Source organism: uncultured Campylobacter sp. (assembly GCF_938045595.1).
Lineage (GTDB): Bacteria > Campylobacterota > Campylobacteria > Campylobacterales > Campylobacteraceae > Campylobacter_B.
In genome coordinates this window covers 1-17,294 of record NZ_CALIBB010000043.1, presented here as the reverse complement: position 1 = coordinate 17,294, position 17,294 = coordinate 1, and the positions used below count along the sequence as shown (strand labels likewise).

The following is a 17,294-nucleotide window of genomic DNA, read 5'->3' as shown; positions in this document are numbered from 1 at the left end:
CGCCGCAAGCCAGGCGCTCGCTCGCGTTTTTAAGAGCTGCAAGCGCGCTCTCGCAAGATAGAATTTGCCGCTCGTTGCTTAGCATAAGACCATCGAAATTTTGAGAATTTAAGTAGCTCTCAAGTGCGGTTAAAATTTTATCTACGCCCTCATTTGCAGAAATTTCAAGTGGCGTAAAAATGGAATTTGCTTGGGTAGTTTGCCTAGCGGAATTTTTTGCAGAGCTACTAGGCGCGATGGAATTTGCAGAATTTTGTTTGGAATCATCTTTCGTAAAATTCTCCGCAGCACAGCTTGCAGTAGCGCGCTCGGTATTTGGCGACGCTAGTCCCGCTTTTGCGGCAAAATTCTGTTCCTTTGGATTTATGGAATTCGCAAGAGCTATTTGGCTTGTAGGCGCGGAATTTGTGGAAGTAGAATTTTGCGCGCTTAAGTCACGCTTTAAATTTTTAGCTTTTAAATTCTGCGCGCAGGAATTTAAAGAAGCGTCGCAGGTCCGACTTTGCTTTAAATTTTCGGCTGCGGAATTCTCTGGTATGGGATTTTCGGCTGCGAATTTTTTTTCAGAAAAAGCCTCTAAATCCTCGTCAAGATCCTCCACGCTAGGATGAAATTTACGCGGCAAGTCGCATTTATTTAAAACGTAGATGATTTTTTTCTCTTTTTGTTCGCGCAATATTTTTAGGATCTGCGCGTCCTCAGCATCCCATTCGCGACTTGCGTCAAACACCGCCAAAATCACGTCCGCCTCGCTTGCAGCGCGAAGCGAATATGAAATGCCGATACTTTCGAGCTTTGAGCCGCTGTGTCTGATACCTGCAGTATCGACTATACGGATTAGATGAGTGCCTATTTGCAGGCTTTCTTCGATGAGATCGCGCGTAGTGCCCGCTTCGTCGCTCACGATAGCGCGACTAAAGCTCAGCATAGAATTTAAAATGCTTGATTTACCGACATTGGGCTTACCCACAATCGCTACTTTAAAGCCCTCGATTAGCCCTCTTCGGCTGCGGCTGATGCGAGTGATTTTTTCTAGCGAAGCGATATTTTGACTAAGCATTTCTTGCGAGTCTTGCAGCACGTCAGAAGGCAGATCGTCCTCCGCGTAATCGATGCAAACCTCGACAAAAGCTAGCGTCTTAACCAGAGCCGCGCGCAGATTTGCGACGAAGTCTGCCAGCTCGCCTCGCAGGCTACGCGCTAAAGCTTTAGCCGCACTTTGCGAGCGCGAATTAATCAGATCGCTTATGGCTTCGGCTTTACTAAGATCCATTTTGCCGTTTAAAAACGCTCGCTTACTAAACTCGCCCGGATTTGCTATGCGCGCACCCAGAGCCAGCACGGCATCTAACGCCAAGGATGAAGCCGTAAAGCCGCCGTGGGTCTGCACTTCTACGACATCCTCGCCGGTAAAGCTATGCGGAGCTTTAAAATATATCAAAATCGCCTCGCCGAACGCTTCGCCGCTCGCGTCAAAAAGATTCACAAGCGTAGCATAGCGAGGTCGCAAAGAACTGCGATGTGAAAGGCTTAGAGCGATAGATAGCGCTTCCTCGCCTGAAATTCTAACTATGCAAATTCCGCCGATGCCGTGAGCCGTAGCGATAGCGGCGATAGTCTCGCTCACGATTAGCTTTTTTCGTCTACGATGACGATTTTGCCGCTACGCGTGGATTTGATGCCCACGAAACGATCTGGATACGCCCGCTTTAGTTTATCGGCTACGATTTTGATAAATGCGCCGTCAAAAGCTTTCGTGACGATACGCTCATTTCCGGAGCGTTCCACGAGCGCATTTACATAAGAATCGATAAATCGTTCTTGATTTTGTAAAAATTCCGCGATTTCAAAAACCACAGCAAGATCATATCTGATGCTGATCCAGTTGTAAATCATATACGAAAGTGCCTTGTAGCGGTGTCCTTCTTTGCCTATCAAAAGCGCGCTATCCTCGCCTTGCATCTTGATATAGACGGTATTTTCGTCGATTTTGCTAACATCGCTAACTTCGATATTAAACTCACTTGATCTAAAAAGTGCAGATAGCTTCTCTTTGATATCGGATAAAATTTCATCCGTCACAACGCCCTTTTGCTTTTCTTTGCGATGTTTAGAATGCGTGGCGCGCGAATTTTGTGACTCTGATTTGTCGCCCTGCTTTTTCTCTGCTTTGCCGGTTTTGTTTTGAGAGGCGCTAAATTCCGGATTTTCGCTAAATTTCTCCCCTTCGAGAACCGCTTCTATTACGGCATTTTTCTTAAAAAAGCCCAAAAATCCGCCGCTTGGATGCTGCAGCACGCGCACGTTAAGCTGCGTTACCGAGCATCCAAGCTCAGCTGCTGCTTTATTATATGCGTCTTTTAAATTTTCTGCTTCAATTATCATGATTTTTTCTCCGCTATTTGAGCTTGTTTATGCCTAGCAAAGGCTTTATTGATGACATATTGCTGGATAATGGAGCAGAAATTATTTACCGTCCAGTATAGCGTAAGACCAGCAGGGAACATCACAAAAAATACCGTAAAAATGAGCGGCAAGAATTTCATCATCTTCTCTTGCATCGGATCGGTAAATGTAGTCGGCGTAATCTTTTGCTGCAAAAACATCAAAATTCCCATCGTAATCGGCAGGATGTAATATGGATCTTTAAGCGACAGATCGTGGATCCACAGCGCCCACTCCGCGCCCTTTAGCTCGATCGCGTTAAGCAGCACGCGGTAGATCGCGAAAAATACCGGGATCTGAAGCAGGATCGGCAAGCAGCCTCCCATCGGATTGGCGCCGTTTTTCTTATACAGATCCATCATATGCATCTGCAGCTTCTGCTTATCGTCCTTATATTTCTCCTGAAGCTCCTTCATCTTAGGCGCCAGATCTTTTAGCTTATTCATAGATAGCATTCCCTTGTAGCTTAGCGGGAATAAGATTAGGCGGATGATGAGCGTAAGCACTACGATCGACCAGCCCCAGTTACCGATATAGCCGTGCAGCCAGTTTAGAAATTTAAACATCGGGCGGGCGATAAAGGTAAACCAGCCGTATTCGATAATGTGCGTAAGAGCAGGATTTATCGAGCTTAGCGTTGCGTGATCTTTCGCGCCGATATAGCCCGTAAGACTAAGATCGCCGTCTGAGCCTATGAAAACCTGCGAAATTTTATCTGCGTCAGTCACGGTCGCATTCAAGCTCTCTCCGTAAAATAGCGTCGTATAATAGCGATCCGAGCTCGCAGCGATATTTGCGCCACTTATTCGCTCGTTTTTATCCACATCGCCATCTTTAAAAATTTCTACGCTTTCGCTTATAGCTTGCGAGCCAGTAAAAAATGAAGCGATTTTATCTGAAATTCCCGCTTCGCCCGGTTTTCCTACGATGACGCCGTGAACCGTATAGCTATCTACTTCTACGTTCGGACGCGAGCCGGGGCTGATAAAATAACGCGCATTGCCGCTTAACTTCAGATTCAATTTATAACTACCATTCGGATAAAAGGTAAGAATTTTATTTATGCTAACGGCGCCTAAACTTTGACTTAACGTAACGCTAGCCTCTCCGTTTCGTACGTCCAGCTCGCTAGATGAAGCGCTGTAAGGAGTATCGAAAGCCATCGCATTCAACGCCGCGTCCTCGAAGCGCATCTCAAGCGGTTTAGAATGCGATTTAGGATCGATCAAATTTATCGCATCGCCGTTTTCGTCACGGAATTTCGCATCGTTTAGCACATACGAGCTTATGCGACCGAGCCCGTCGATCGTAAAATTTGCTTCTTTTCCGACTACGCGTACTAACGGTGCAGAGATGGAATTTGTGGTATTTAAATTCGCTCCCTGCGCGCTCACGCCAGCGGCGGTAGTTTGCGGAGCGGACTTGGCGGCATTTTTTTGCGCGATTTGCGCTGCGGTTGCATTTGCCTCCATTGCGGCGCGAATTTTTGATAAATAAAAATGATCGTAAGCTACGAAAAATATGAGCGCAGTTGCTATTGCGATAGCAAGGCGCTTTGATTGAGGAAGTTTATCTAGCACTATTTTCTCCTAGTCGTATGACGTAATATCTATTTTTTTTATATGGTATAAACCAAAGCTTAAATTTATCCGTAGAGGCACTGCTGCTACGGATTTTAGAAAATACGCAAAATTTGAAATTTCGCGCGATTATCGGATAATCTATTCCACCGCTAAAGAGCGGATTGCATCTTAAAATTCTAGCCGTTACAGCGCAGAGCGCGCCAAAGACGCCGTTAAACTTAAACTCATAAAGCGCGTATTCCGAACAGCTCGGATAATAACGGCAACAGCGCGGTAGCAAAGGCGAAATAAATTTTCGATAAAACCCGATCGCGACTATAAAAAATCTCTTCATTTTACTGCGCCGATCTTTTTAAACGCCCATTTTAAATTTCGCTCGATGTCGTCAAAGCTCATATCTATGATCTGCTTTTTTGCGATTAATATAAAAATTCCGCTAACAATGGCGTCTTTTTGGTTATAAAACGCGGCGCGCAAACGTCTTTTGGCGCGGTTTCGCGTGACCGAATTGCCTATTTTTTTGCTGGCGACCGCGCTAAATTTACGCTCTTCGCTAGCCAAAAAATACACGACAGCGCATTCGCAATGCCACTTTGCCGCACTTTTATAAACCTCCGAAAAAACCCTGCTATCGCTTATCGCAGCGAATTCGCCTACGCAGCCAATCTTCTTCTGCCTTTAGCACGTCTTGCACTTAAAACTCTGCGACCGTTTTTTGTTTTCATGCGGACGCGAAAGCCGTGAGTACGCTTTTTAGGGGTATTGTGGGGTTGGTACGTTCTTTTCATAACTGTTCCTTTAAGAAAATGTAAAGCGGAGATTTTATAGAAACTTTACTTAAAAACCGATAAACAAAAGCAGCCCTAGCGCCGATAAGCGTCGCCTTGCAGCTTTTTACGGCGCAGTTTTAAGTCCTTCTCATTTTTATTGTTTCGCTCCTTGATGTCTTGCATCGGCTGTTTTTTCATCGAAAAATCATCGTGGTCGTCTACGCCTTTTGATTCACATTGCAAATTATTTTGCAGGCTTTGCCGATCTAATTCATTTTTTTGACGATTTAGCATAATTTCACTATGGTTTTTCTCAAATTCTGATTGTTTATCGTCCGCAACGTAAGCGCTGACACCAAGGCTTACTGCACCATCTTGTGCGCTTAACGCCGTGCAATCAGCAAATATCGCGCCACAAAGCAGCCAAAATATCAAAGCCTTTTTCATTTGCGTTTAAATTTACCTGCCATCGCGCGATAGATCGCCGCCTCGTTTTGAAGCGTCAAATATCTTTGATTTAGCTCGTTTATCTTGGCATTTACGGCGTCGGTGCGGGCTTCTAGCATATCCTTTAGCTCGCTTGAACCTGCTTCGTATTTCGCAGCGTAAAGATCGGCAATACGCGCCTTTTCGTCATAAGCGGCACTTAAATTTTTAAGGCTAGCCAGATTGATCTGATAAATTCTATATAAATTTAGCACCTCATTCGTAGCGTTAGAGAGCGTCTGTTCGTAATTTACGACGTTTTTGCGAAAAGCGATCTCCGAAATTTTAAGGCGGTTTTCAACCCTCGCATAATCCAAAAACGGCAGACTTATGCTTACGTTGCCGCTTAAAAAATTTAGCTTGAAACTATCGTTAGCGCTCACGCCTTGCCCGTTAGTAAGCCCTGCGCCCAAATTCACGCTAGGAAAGAAATTTAACTTAGCGGTCTGTTCGTCGTAAAAGCTGGAATTTAACCTAGCGATCGCAGCTCTAATATCTGGGCGGTTAGCAAGCGCCGTGTAAGGCACATTTAGATCAACGCCTTGGAATTCTATGGAATTTATCGAATCGGTGTTATCATCAAATTGCAAGCTGGAGGAGATGAGATTTCTCATATATTTATGATTATCCTCGATATTTTTTTGAATGCTTAAGACCTTGTTTTCAAGCCCTAGGATAGAATTTTGAATCTGCCTGTAATCAAGCTGTTCGGACTTGCCGTAATCGTATTTTGCCTTGATTATTTTTTCGATCTCTCGGTAATCGCTTAAATTCTGTTTTGTCCATTTTAGCGAATCGTTTAGATAAAGCATCTCGAAGTAGCCGCTTACGACGGAATTTATAAGAGTCAGGCGAGTATTTTCAAGGTCAAACTCGCTGGCTTTAGCGTTCCAGCCCTCGGCATTTACCGCCGAGCGGATCTTGCCGAAAAGATCAAGCTCATAGCTTACATTAAAGCCCGAACTATAGGTTTTGTTCCAATTCGAGCCGGTGCTTATGTCGCGATTAGCGCCCGCACTCCACGAGCTGCTTAGCGTAGGAAAAAGATCAGCCCTGCTTAGCCCTAAATTTGCATAAGCACTCTCAACGTTTAAAGCCGCTGTTTTTAGATCGTAGTTGTTCGCAAGGGCTTGATCTACAAGCTTATTTAGATACGATTCGCCATATTTTTTATACCACAGCGTATCGATTTCATAGCTTGTATTTTCGTCCTTGAAATGCTCTACAGGCTTAAATTCGACCTCACTTTGATTTGAGGCACAACCGCCGATAAAAACAGCTAAAACGCCGCCTAAAATTACTTTGGAATTTATCATTTTCTCTCCTTGATTATTCTTGTGCTAAAGCATCTATCGGATTTAATCTGCTGGCGTTTCTTGCCGGCAGATAGCCGAAAACTATACCGATCGCGGACGACGCCGCAAAGGCGATCACGAAAGGCGCCGTAGTAAATTTCATCGCAAAATCCGGGCTTATGGTATTAAACGCAAATCCAAGCGCCAAAGCGATTAAAATTCCTAAAGCTCCGCCCAGCGAGCAAAGCAAGATCGCCTCTATCAAAAACTGCTGCAAGATGTTGGATTGCTTCGCTCCGATCGCCATTCTGATGCCGATTTCGCGCGTGCGCTCGGTAACGCTTACGAGCATGATATTCATCACGCCGATGCCGCCGACGACGAGCGAGATCACTGCGATCGATGAGATCAGAATCGTCATCGTGCCGGTAGTGCTTTGTATTGTTTGTTTGATAGTATCTGCGTTCATCGTATGAAAATCCCGCGAGCCGTGTCTTTGGATAAGTAGCTGAGTTAGGCTCTCTTCGGCCACTTGAGTATTGACATCGTCTTTTATTTTGATGGTGATAGAGCTGATTTTTCGATTGCCCGTGATTTTATTCATCACGGTTGAGTACGGCGCATAAATTCTTAAATTTTCGTTGCTTCCGAAGGCGTTCTCATCCTTACCCGAAATTCCTATGATCTTAAGTGGCTTACCCGAAAATAAAATCGTCTTGCCAATAGGATCGGAATTTTTAAAAAATGTTTTTTTAGTGTTTGGATCGATAATCGCGACAGAGGCAGAATTTTTAATATCATCGTCGCTAAAATTTCTACCATCTTCTATATCTATGCCATTAACCGCCAAAGAATTCACGCCGCCGCCGCGCAGTTGAGCCTTGGAGCTTAAATTAGCATATGTTGCCGTACCGCTTGCAGAAGCATTTGGTGTGGCATAATCGACGTAGGGCTGGCGCGCCAAAACCTTCGAATCGCTTATCGTAAGGGTGCTCACGAAGCCCGCACGCACGTCGCCGAAATTTTTACCGGGAAAGATATCGATCGTATTGGTGCCAATTTTACGGATCTCGGATAAAATTTGCTCCTCCGAACCCTTACCGAGAGCTACTACGCAGATAACCGAGGCGATGCCGATGATGATGCCTAGCATCGTCAAAATTGATCTTAATTTATGCGAAAATATCGCGCTAATCGACATTTTAAAGCTTTCGATGAGCTGATCTTTGCAAAATATAAAGGAATTTTTAGTTTTGAACTGCTCTTTTTTGCGCTCAAAAATCCGCTCGGTCTTTCTTTTATCGCTTAAAATTCTGCCGTCTTTTATCTCGATGATACGATCCGCAAATTCCGCAATATGTGCATCATGCGTAACTATGATGATGGTATGACCCTCTTTGTGCAGCGCTGTTAAAATTTGCATCACCGTCTCGCCACTTTTGCTATCAAGCGCGCCGGTAGGCTCGTCCGCCAAAATCACTTCGCCGCCGTTTATCAGAGCGCGGGCGATACTTACGCGCTGCTGCTGCCCGCCGCTAAGCTTGCTCGGTAAATTTTTGGTGCGATCGCCAAGCTCCAGCTTATTCAAAAGCTCTACCGCCCGTTTCGTCCGTTCGCTCGCCCCTACGCCCGCATACACCGCAGGCAGCGAGACGTTTGCGGTCGCGTCCATCGTGGCGATGAGATTGTATTTTTGAAAGACAAAGCCAAATTTTTTACTTCTAAGCGCCGCGAGCTCGTCGCCGCTTAAATTCGCGGTTTCGCGACCTTCGATCTTATAGCTTCCGCTACTTGGCGTATCGATGCAGCCGATTATATTCATCAGCGTCGATTTTCCGCTTCCGGATTGCCCGATTATCGATATAAACTCGCCCGCTTCGATATTTAAGCTTACGTCCTTTAATACGTGGATTTCGTTATCGCCGAGAATGAATTTTTTGTTTATATCTTTAAGCTCTAGCATCTTCACACCATAAAATTTTAACTAAAACACCATCGGAGGCCCGTCCATATTTAACGGCGCGGCTTTTCCGTCAGCGATAAGCACCTCATCTTTTTCATCCAAACCGCTTAAAATTTCAGTATTCAAATCGTCGCTGACGCCCGTTTTTACGTATCGCTGCTCAGGCTCTTTGCCGTTAAGCACCGTGACGTAATCGCCTTTCGCGTCGCGCTTGATAACCGAGGTAGGTAGGTAGCTAGTATTGTTCGCTTCGCTTACGATTATGTTGTTTTCGGTCGTCATTCCGATCTTTAAAAAATCGTTTTCGTTATCCACGAGCATCTTTGCGTAAAAATAGATCGCGCTGTCGCTGCTGCTCGAAGAATAGGACGAACCGCTAGAGGTTTTATCGTACGTCCCGTCGCTAAGCGTGGTAAGACCCGGATCGATCTTGTAAATTTTAGCCTTTTTGATATTATCCAGATCCGATAGTATGGAGTATTCTACGTCCATTCCGACCTTTACTTTGGATATATCGCCCTCTGCGATTTGCATCTTGATCTCCATCTTGCTTAGATCGGCGATCTTTACGATCGTAGGCGTAGTTTGGTTGGAATTTACCGTTTTGCCCTCCTCTACCGGCATGGAAACGATCGTGCCGCTTATCGGAGCCGTGATTTTGGTGTAGCCGAAATTCGTCTCCGCCGTGCTTAGCTGAAGTTTGGTCTGCTCGATCTGCGCCTCGATCTGCTTCTGCTCGGCCTCTTTTAAAGCGGCGCTATTTTTAGCGTTTTCCACAGCCTCTTTGGAAGCGGCGTTTCTTTTATACAGCTCAAGCTCGCGGTTATACTGCGTTTTAGCGTTTGCCGCGGCGATCTTTGCCGAAGCTAAATTTGCCTCGTGGATCAAAAGCTGCGCCTTTTGCTGCGCAATCTCGTTTTCTTGCGTGACGGAATCGATCTGTGCGATCATATCGCCCTTTTGAACCTTATCGCCAACTTTGACGTAGAGTTTTTTGATCTGACCGCTTACCTGCGCGCCCACATCGACCAAATCTCTGGCATAAACCTCTCCGGCAGCCGTCACCGTGCCTCTGATATCGCCCTTTTCAAGCTTTGTGGTGAGAGCCTTCGGCGCCTCTTCTTGCTTAAAAAATTTGCCGTATAAAAAATATATCACAATAAAGATAAGTACGATAGAGCCGATAAATTTCAAGGTTTTTTTCATTTTGCCAACTTCAAATAAAATAAGGGCTAATTCTAATGTAAAAATATAAAATTTTAGTTAAATACTAAATTCTTTGCTCGCGCAGGGCGTAAAATTTCATGATCTTTTTATGTAAAATTAGCGAAACGTAGATCAACGCCGAGCCCGCAAGTAGGCGCGCTATATCGGCGTTCTTTTGCCAAAATACCAAATTTACGATGATCGCTGCGGGGATGAGCGCGTTATTCATAATCGCAAGCACGCCGCTATCGACTTCGCACGCGCCTTTGTTCCACAAAAAATACCCTAAAGCGCTGGCTACCGTACCCAGATACACAATCACCGCGCCCTGCGAGAAGCTAGGATTAAATTTAGAAAAATCTCCGAGCACGATCGCGGCAATCGCCGTAACCGCGGTAGCCCCCACAAAAAAGTAGCCGAAAAGCTCCTTCTGCTCGCTAAAGCCGTGGCGCTCCAGCATAAATTTATACGCGCTCTGTCCGAGCCCGAAGCATAAATTTGCGCCTTGCACGAGCAAGAAGCCCGTCAAAAACTCGGAATTTATCGCGCCGAATTTGATCACCAGGGCACCTAGCACCGCGACTGCGACGCTGAAAAGGTATAACGCGCGAAATCTAAGCTTAAGCGCGTCGTAAAGCAGCGTCACGTAAAACGGAGTAAATATCGTAAAAAGCGCCACTTCATAGACCTTCAAATACGCAAAGCTGCGGTAGTAGAAGATATACATCACGCCGATCTGCACGGCGCCCACGGTGCAAATTTTAAGCGCTAAAGTGGGATTTACGCCGCGAAATTTCATAAACGGCAGGAAGCAAATTAGCGCCAACGATACGCGCGAAAATGCCAAATACGCGCTGTCTATACCGCGCAAAAACTCGCCTATCAGCGAGAAACTAAAAGCCCAAATACAAGTAACCAAAATCAGTTTTTTCAAAACGTCCGCCTAAGCTTTAAAATTTAGGCGGAATTTTATAAAATTTTAGTTAAATTTGGGATTTAAATTTCGCCCGCGCGGCATAAATTTAGGTTTTTATTTATTTTAAATGTGTTAAAATTATCCAATTTTTTGAAATTTAAGGGTAAAAATGAACGACGTTTCGGTTATAGTTCTTGCCGCAGGGCTGGGCACTCGGATGAAGTCGCAAAAAGCTAAGGTTCTTTTCGAGCTTTGCGGCGAGCCGATGATAATCCACATCCTAAAGAAAGCTTACGAAATTTCAAACGACGTGAGCGTGATTTTACACTATCAATTCGACGAGGTTAAAAGCGCGGTTCTAGCGCACTTCCCAAACGCTAAAATTTACAAACAAGACCACGAGCATTTCCCCGGCACCGCGGGCGGACTAAAAGAGGTCGAAATCCGCGGAGCCAAAACGCTCATAATCTGCGGCGATATGCCTTTGGTAAAAAGCGCCGAGCTTCGCAAACTCTGTGAGGGAGACGCGGAAGTAAATCTAAGCGTTTTTAGCGCGCGCGATCCATTCGGATACGGCCGCGTAATTACTCGCGGCGGCGAAATTTTAAAGATCGTCGAGCAAAAGGACGCAAGCGAGGAAGAAAAGGCGGTAAAAGACGCAAATGCCGGCTGCTACTGCTTCAAAAGCGAGGCATTGAAACAGATCCTGCCGCAGATCAAACCCGATAATGCGCAAAAAGAGTACTACCTCACAGACGCGATCAAAATCGCCAAAGATATGGGCTTAAAATGCGCCGCCGTGTGGGTGGATGAGCAAAGCTTCATGGGCATAAACGATAAATTTGCCCTCAGCATCGCCGAAAATTTAATGCAAAACGAGATAAAAGAAAATTTGATGAAACAAGGCGTTTTGATGCGCCTACCGCAAAGCATCTACATCGACAGCAGGGCGAAATTTATCGGCGAGTGCGAGCTGCAAGAAAACGTAAGCATCATCGGTCCTTGCGTGATCGAAAGCTCACTTATAAAAAGCGGCTGCGTCATCGAAGATAGCGTCGTAAAAAACTCCGACATCGGCCCGATGGCACATCTGCGCCCAAAATGCGAAGTTATAGGCACCCATATCGGAAATTTCGTCGAGCTTAAAAACGCGAAAGTAAACAAGATCAAGGCGGGGCATTTAAGCTATCTTGGGGATTGCGAGATCGATGAGGGCAGCAATATCGGCTGCGGCACGATTACGTGCAACTACGACGGCAAGAAAAAATACAAAACGATAATCGGCAAAAACGTCTTCATCGGCTCGGATACGCAGCTAGTAGCGCCCGTGCGGATAGCCGACGACGTCATAATCGCCGCGGGCACGACGGTTACAAGCGACGTTCCGAGCGGCGCGCTGGCGATCAGCCGAAGCAAACAAATCAACAAAGATGGGTTTTTCCATAAATTTTTTAGGAGCGAAGATGAATAAGAAAAAGGTTTTACTCGCGGTTTGCGGGAGTATCAGTTTTTACAAAGCGTTTGAAATTTTATCCGCTCTGAAAAAGTCGAATTTCGACGTCTATGTTGCGCTTAGCGACGGCGTGCAGGAGTTTGTCAGCTACAAAGCGTTCGAGGCGCTGTGCGATCACCCCGTGCTTTGCAAAGCCAACGAAAACTGGCAGGCGGGCATCAACCACATCGCTTATTCCAAGGTGGATTTAGTTTTGATAGCACCCGCGACGGCAAATACTATAAACAAGCTCGCGTGGGGCGTCTGCGACAACGTATTTTTAGAGGTGCTAAACGCGGCTTTCGCTCACGCCAAAGTAGTCATCGCGCCCGCCGCAAACCCTGCGCTACTTGAAAACAACATCACGAAAAACTGCATCGATATGCTAAAAGCGAGCGTCAATGCGTATTTTGTGGATCCGATAGAAAAAACCCTAGCTTGCGGAGATACCGGCAAGGGCGGGCTAGCGAGCACCGAGGCGATTATGCAGACGCTAAAGCGCGCGCTTTACAACGATAAATTTTGGGAGGATAAAACCGTCATCATCACCGGAGGAGCGACGATCGAAAAGATCGATAGCGTGCGCGGCATTACGAATTTTTCCAGCGGTAAAACCTCCAAAGCGATTGCCGACGCGCTGTTTTACCTAGGCGCGGATGTGACGCTGATCTCTAGCAACGAATATGAAAATTTACCATACAAGCTCGTTAAATTTGAAAGCACCATCGGGCTAAAATCGGCGCTTGACAGCACAAAATTCCCTGACGGCGCGTATTTGATAATGGCTGCCGCGGTAAGCGACTACTCGCCGAAGGTGCGCTACAAAGACAAGGTGAAAAAAGCGGAGATCGGCGAAATTTGGAATTTACGCCTGGGCGAAAACGAGGATATCTTAAGCTCCGTGCGCGGAAATATCAAAAAAGTGGGCTTTAAACTCGAAACCGACCGCGAAAACGCCGTCGGCGAGGCCAAACGCATGCTAAACGAAAAGCACCTCGACGCCGTCTGCCTAAACGTGCTGGACGACATCGTTAGGCTCGGCGGCGACGTCCTTAAGGTCACTTTCATCACGAAAAACGATCAGGTCGTAATCGACACCGCGCCGAAGGACGAAGTCGCCCTAAAAATCGCGGCTGAGCTGAAAAAAATCTGATCCGTGAATAGCCTAAATCATCTAGCCCTCGTGATGGACGGCAACGGGCGCTGGGCGAAAAAGCGCGGTCTGCTGCGCACCGGCGGGCACGAAGCGGGTGCGGAGGTCGTGGAGCAGATCTGCGAGTTTTGCATCGACGAAGGCATCGCGAACCTCACGCTCTACGCCTTTAGCACCGAAAATTGGAAGCGCCCGAAAAGCGAAGTGGAATTTTTGATGAAGTTGCTTCAAAAATTCCTAATTTCGCGCCGCGAAAAATTTATCCAAAATGGGATAAAATTCTATCCGATCGGCGACATATCGGTTTTTAAGGGCGATCTGCGAAGCGAGATCGAATATCTTTCAAATTTAACTCAAAACGGGCGGGCGCTAAATTTTAACCTAGCGATCAACTACGGCTCGCGAGACGAGATCGTGCGAGCATGCGAGAGGCTGCTTGCAAGCGGCGAGCAACTAAGCGAAGCGGGCATCGGCGCGCATCTGGATACCGCGCACAGCGGCGACGTGGATCTGCTGGTGCGCACGGGCGGCGAGCAGCGGCTATCGAATTTCTTACTCTGGCAAGCAAGCTATGCCGAGCTTGCGTTTACGCCGACGCTGTGGCCGGATTTCACGCGCGAGGAGCTTGCGCGCATAGTGGATGATTTCCGCCGCAAACAGCGCCGCTACGGCGGTCTTTAAGCTGCGGCGCAGTCGCTCTAACGGTCGCTTTAAATTTTAAAATTTTAATTTGCAGAATCGCCTGCAACGCGGTAAATTTTAAAATTTAATCCGTGGGCGCTCGCGACACCATGAAATTTTGAAATTTCAGGATTTTAATTTACGGCATCGTAAAATTTAAAATTTTAATATGTAGGCGCGCGGCGCTATAGAAATTTTAAATTTCGCCCTTTTAAATTTAAAGCTCTAGTGCGAGCCGTGTTGCGCGGCGCGGTAAATTTAAACGCGGCATAATTTTAAAAATCACGCTGCCCGTTCGCGCAAAAACCGACAAGGAAGGCCATGAGCTACTACATACAATGCGGTTGCGGCAAAAAGCTTACCAAAAAGCCGATGAAAACTCTAAGATGCCCAAGATGCGGCAGCGTGTATAAAAAACCAAAGAAATTTATACTGGCGGTCTATATTTGCCTGCTGCTGTTTTTCGTGCTAGCGTTTGCCCTCATCCCCGATAAAATGGGGATTTTAGCATCCGCAGGCAGCGGAATAGGCGCATATATTATGTTTTTATGGATCGTAGATACTTTAAACTTCGATCTTTTGGACGCCGTGATACTGGTGGCGGGATTTTTGATTTTCGGCGGATTATATGGGGCATGGGGCGAGCCGCTAATCGCGGGGCTAATAGCCATTTTATTTTGCGTAGGCGCGGCGGCGATTTTCGTAAAATTTTTCCCTTATGAGAGCCAAAAAATCAATGAAAACTAAGAAATTTCTCGCTACCATAAAGCGTTTGATTAAATTTTAAAAAGTTAAAGCTCCAAAGGAAAAAGATGGATTTAAATATCGTTTACGGCGTGATTTTTGCGGTATTCGGCACCTGCGTAGGCTCGTTTTGCAACGTCCTGATCTACCGCTTGCCGCGCGGACAGAGCGTAAATTTCCCCGCTTCGCACTGCCCGAAATGCTCTCACGCTTTAAAATTTTATCACAACATCCCGCTGCTTTCGTGGCTCTTTTTGGGCGGCAAATGCGCCTTTTGCAAAACCAAAATTTCGATCCGCTACCCGATCGTCGAGCTTTTAGGCGGCGCGCTTGCGCTTGCGGCGTATTTCGGCGAGCCCGATCTTGCAAAAGCCGCGGTGCTCGGGCTTTGCTTCATCCTGCTTATGGCGCTTTCGGCGATCGATTTTGAGTATAAAGCCGTGCCCGAGAGCCTTCTTTACGTAGTTACGGCGCTTTCGCTTGCTTATACGCTGATGTATGATTTTGATCTTAGCGGCGTGGGCGCGGCGGCGGGATACGCGGCGATATTTTTCGTGCTGCGCCTCATCGTCACCTTCGTGCTAAAGCGCGAAGCGATGGGCAGCGCGGATATTTTTATCGCGGGCGTTATGGGGGCGATTTTGGGCTGGAAGCTGGGCGGCATCTCGATCTACATCGGCGCGATTTTGACGCTGCCTGCGTATCTCATCGCGCACAAAAGAGGCTACGAGCTACCGTTCGTGCCGTTTTTATCGATGGGGCTGCTTCTTACTTTTATTTTTAGAGATCAAATTTTAAGGCTCTTGGACGTCATTTATGGATAGGGTGCAGCGCTATTTATTTAGCAATTTCGTAAGCTCGTTCGCGTCGCTTTTCAGCACGCTTTTTATCATAATGTCGATCGTATTTTTCCTTCAGATCGCGCGCATTACGTCGTTTATCGAGATAAATTTTTCAGAGCTAGTCAAGCTCTATCTTTTCATGCTACCGCGCATCCTCATATTTACGGTGCCGATCGCGTTTTTCGTAGCGCTTAGCATCTCGCTTTTTAGGCTCTCTAAAGAGAACGAAACCATCGTCATCTTCACCATCGGCTACGCCACGCGCAAGATCGCGCTGTTTTTCGGTATAAGCGCTGCGCTGTGCTCTTTGGCGCTGCTTTTCGTATCGCTTTTTATGATGCCGATAGCCGAAAATTTAAAGGACAATTTCATCGATTACAAAAAAATTAGCGCGACGCTAAATATCAAATCCAACGAATTCGGGCAGAAATTCTCCGACTGGCTCGTTTTTATCGACTCGCAGGAAAACAACGGCACAAGCACGCTGTATAAGGATCTGGTGCTGTATAATCCAGGTGGCTCGCAGGATCACGAGCGAATGATCGTAGCGCGCAGCGGCGAGTTTAAAAACGAAAACGCGAGCTTTTCGGCGATGCTGCACGATGGCAAAATTTACACGATGGGCGGCGATCAGTGGCACGTAAGCGAGTTTGAAAGCCTAACCCTGCGCACGCAAAGCGACCGCAATATCCGCGGCGGAGGCAGCGTGATCGGATACTGGAGCGAGATGGGCGGCAGCGAAAAGCGCAGGAAAGAATTTAGCATCTACACCCTCGTCTCGCTCTTTCCGCTGGCTAGCTTTCTGTTTGCGCTAAGCCTCGGCATCGTAACCTATCGCTACGAAAAGGGCTTCGTTTACGCGGGGATCTTCGGCGTGCTTTTTAGCTACTTCGCGCTGATCATGCTGCTCTCCAAACATCCGAGCATCGCGCTTCCAGTGACATTTGGCGTTACGCTTATCGCATCGCTGCTTTACTACAGGATCAAAATTGCCCCGAGGTACTGAAAAAAGCTCCGAGCTCTGCAGCGGCAAAATTTTAAACAAAAGCTCGTCCGCTCGAAATTTAGCGGATAAAATTTCGGCGAGCAAGGCTAGCGCCTCTAAAATTTTGCGTGGCGTAAATTTAAAGCATGAAGCGCAAAGCGGCGAGCAGGCTTTGATATTAAACGATAAAATTTCAAATTTTAAAAATTCCACTCTTGCAGATACGGCTACCTATACTGCGCATGCTTGCGATTTGAACCACGAAAGAGCCGAGCAAAGCCCTAGCGCCGTTCGCACCAAAAAGACCGCGCGCGGGGCGGATTTAAATTCCACTTGCAAAAATTCTACGGACGCAGCCGCTTCGGATATTTGCGCGGCAAACGCTGCGAAAGCTAATGGGTCGAGCGACGACGCTTTAAAAATCTATATCTCGCCCGTCGCAAAATTTTACACTACCCGTCCCGCGTCCGCCCGCACCGCAAACTCCAGCAAGGCAAACGCCTCCTACAAAGCGGACGCCCCCGCAAACACCCTCACAAGCGCGTCCGAACTTAAAAATATTATCAAAAGCGCGTCCGCAAGCGACTTCGCAGCGAGCGAGCTTACGCACATCGGCAAAATAAGCGCCGCGCCAAATACCCCCGCAGATGCGTGCGCATATGCCGCGAGCGCGAACTCCGAGCGCATGAAGCTCAAGCTCGTCTATTCCTACGACGGCTCGAAATTTAGCGGC

Annotated in this window: 18 protein-coding genes; 7 read left to right on the top strand and 11 right to left on the bottom strand. The window is 46.8% G+C overall.

Going from position 1 to position 17,294, the window contains the following annotated elements; all coding sequences use genetic code 11:
- From mnmE to Q0340_RS01720, 11 genes are all read right to left on the bottom strand, one after another.
- The coding region (gene mnmE, locus Q0340_RS01770) for a tRNA uridine-5-carboxymethylaminomethyl(34) synthesis GTPase MnmE (protein ID WP_298081913.1) at positions 1–1,627 on the bottom strand (1,627 nt) is incomplete at its 3' end.
- Positions 1,628–1,629: 2 nt separating this feature from the next.
- The gene (locus tag Q0340_RS01765) at positions 1,630–2,385 is read right to left on the bottom strand and encodes a Jag N-terminal domain-containing protein (RefSeq protein WP_298081912.1); all 756 of its coding nucleotides are present in this window, start codon (positions 2,383–2,385) and stop codon (positions 1,630–1,632) included.
- Positions 2,382–4,025, bottom strand: coding sequence for a membrane protein insertase YidC (gene yidC, locus Q0340_RS01760; protein WP_298081911.1), 1,644 nt, complete (start codon positions 4,023–4,025; stop codon positions 2,382–2,384). Before yidC ends, Q0340_RS01765 begins: the two co-directional genes overlap by 4 nt.
- Positions 4,015–4,362: a membrane protein insertion efficiency factor YidD gene (gene yidD, locus Q0340_RS01755; protein WP_298081910.1), complete on the bottom strand. Its 348-nt coding sequence runs from the start codon at positions 4,360–4,362 to the stop codon at positions 4,015–4,017. The genes yidC and yidD overlap by 11 nt, the downstream gene beginning before the upstream one ends.
- Positions 4,359–4,667: a ribonuclease P protein component gene (gene rnpA / locus Q0340_RS01750; protein WP_298081914.1), complete on the bottom strand. Its 309-nt coding sequence runs from the start codon at positions 4,665–4,667 to the stop codon at positions 4,359–4,361. Before rnpA ends, yidD begins: the two co-directional genes overlap by 4 nt.
- 14 nt (positions 4,668–4,681) lie before the next feature.
- The gene (gene rpmH, locus Q0340_RS01745; protein ID WP_005873223.1) at positions 4,682–4,816 is read right to left on the bottom strand and encodes a 50S ribosomal protein L34; all 135 of its coding nucleotides are present in this window, start codon (positions 4,814–4,816) and stop codon (positions 4,682–4,684) included.
- Positions 4,817–4,891: 75 nt separating this feature from the next.
- On the bottom strand, positions 4,892–5,245 hold the full coding sequence (locus tag Q0340_RS01740) for a hypothetical protein (protein WP_298081909.1): 354 nt from the start codon (positions 5,243–5,245) through the stop codon (positions 4,892–4,894).
- Positions 5,242–6,600 (bottom strand): TolC family protein, encoded by a 1,359-nt coding sequence (locus Q0340_RS01735; RefSeq protein WP_298081908.1) that lies wholly within the window; start codon positions 6,598–6,600, stop codon positions 5,242–5,244. Before Q0340_RS01735 ends, Q0340_RS01740 begins: the two co-directional genes overlap by 4 nt.
- A gap of 13 nt (positions 6,601–6,613) precedes the next feature.
- Positions 6,614–8,542: a MacB family efflux pump subunit gene (locus Q0340_RS01730; RefSeq protein WP_298081907.1), complete on the bottom strand. Its 1,929-nt coding sequence runs from the start codon at positions 8,540–8,542 to the stop codon at positions 6,614–6,616.
- Between the two features lie 21 nt (positions 8,543–8,563).
- Complete coding sequence (locus Q0340_RS01725) at positions 8,564–9,748, bottom strand: efflux RND transporter periplasmic adaptor subunit (protein ID WP_298081906.1); 1,185 nt, start codon at positions 9,746–9,748, stop codon at positions 8,564–8,566.
- A gap of 64 nt (positions 9,749–9,812) precedes the next feature.
- The gene (locus Q0340_RS01720) at positions 9,813–10,682 is read right to left on the bottom strand and encodes an EamA family transporter (protein WP_298081905.1); all 870 of its coding nucleotides are present in this window, start codon (positions 10,680–10,682) and stop codon (positions 9,813–9,815) included.
- Positions 10,683–10,833: 151 nt separating this feature from the next.
- Between Q0340_RS01720 and glmU the strand changes: the two genes are divergently transcribed.
- From glmU to Q0340_RS01685, 7 genes are all read left to right on the top strand, one after another.
- Complete coding sequence (gene glmU / locus Q0340_RS01715) at positions 10,834–12,135, top strand: bifunctional UDP-N-acetylglucosamine diphosphorylase/glucosamine-1-phosphate N-acetyltransferase GlmU (RefSeq protein WP_298081904.1); 1,302 nt, start codon at positions 10,834–10,836, stop codon at positions 12,133–12,135.
- Positions 12,128–13,309, top strand: a complete 1,182-nt coding sequence (gene coaBC / locus Q0340_RS01710; RefSeq protein WP_297961916.1) for a bifunctional phosphopantothenoylcysteine decarboxylase/phosphopantothenate--cysteine ligase CoaBC — start codon at positions 12,128–12,130, stop codon at positions 13,307–13,309. Before glmU ends, coaBC begins: the two co-directional genes overlap by 8 nt.
- Positions 13,310–13,312: 3 nt before the next feature.
- Positions 13,313–13,990 carry a polyprenyl diphosphate synthase gene (uppS, locus tag Q0340_RS01705; protein WP_298081903.1) on the top strand — a complete coding sequence of 226 codons (678 nt, stop codon included), beginning with the start codon at positions 13,313–13,315 and terminating at the stop codon, positions 13,988–13,990.
- Between the two features lie 321 nt (positions 13,991–14,311).
- Complete coding sequence (locus Q0340_RS01700; protein ID WP_298081902.1) at positions 14,312–14,737, top strand: hypothetical protein; 426 nt, start codon at positions 14,312–14,314, stop codon at positions 14,735–14,737.
- 65 nt (positions 14,738–14,802) lie between these two features.
- Positions 14,803–15,558 carry an A24 family peptidase gene (locus tag Q0340_RS01695; protein ID WP_177387934.1) on the top strand — a complete coding sequence of 252 codons (756 nt, stop codon included), beginning with the start codon at positions 14,803–14,805 and terminating at the stop codon, positions 15,556–15,558.
- On the top strand, positions 15,551–16,582 hold the full coding sequence (locus tag Q0340_RS01690) for an LptF/LptG family permease (RefSeq protein ID WP_298081901.1): 1,032 nt from the start codon (positions 15,551–15,553) through the stop codon (positions 16,580–16,582). Before Q0340_RS01695 ends, Q0340_RS01690 begins: the two co-directional genes overlap by 8 nt.
- Positions 16,566–17,294: hypothetical protein (locus Q0340_RS01685; protein ID WP_298081900.1), on the top strand; the 729-nt coding region annotated here is incomplete at its 3' end. The genes Q0340_RS01690 and Q0340_RS01685, both read left to right, overlap by 17 nt.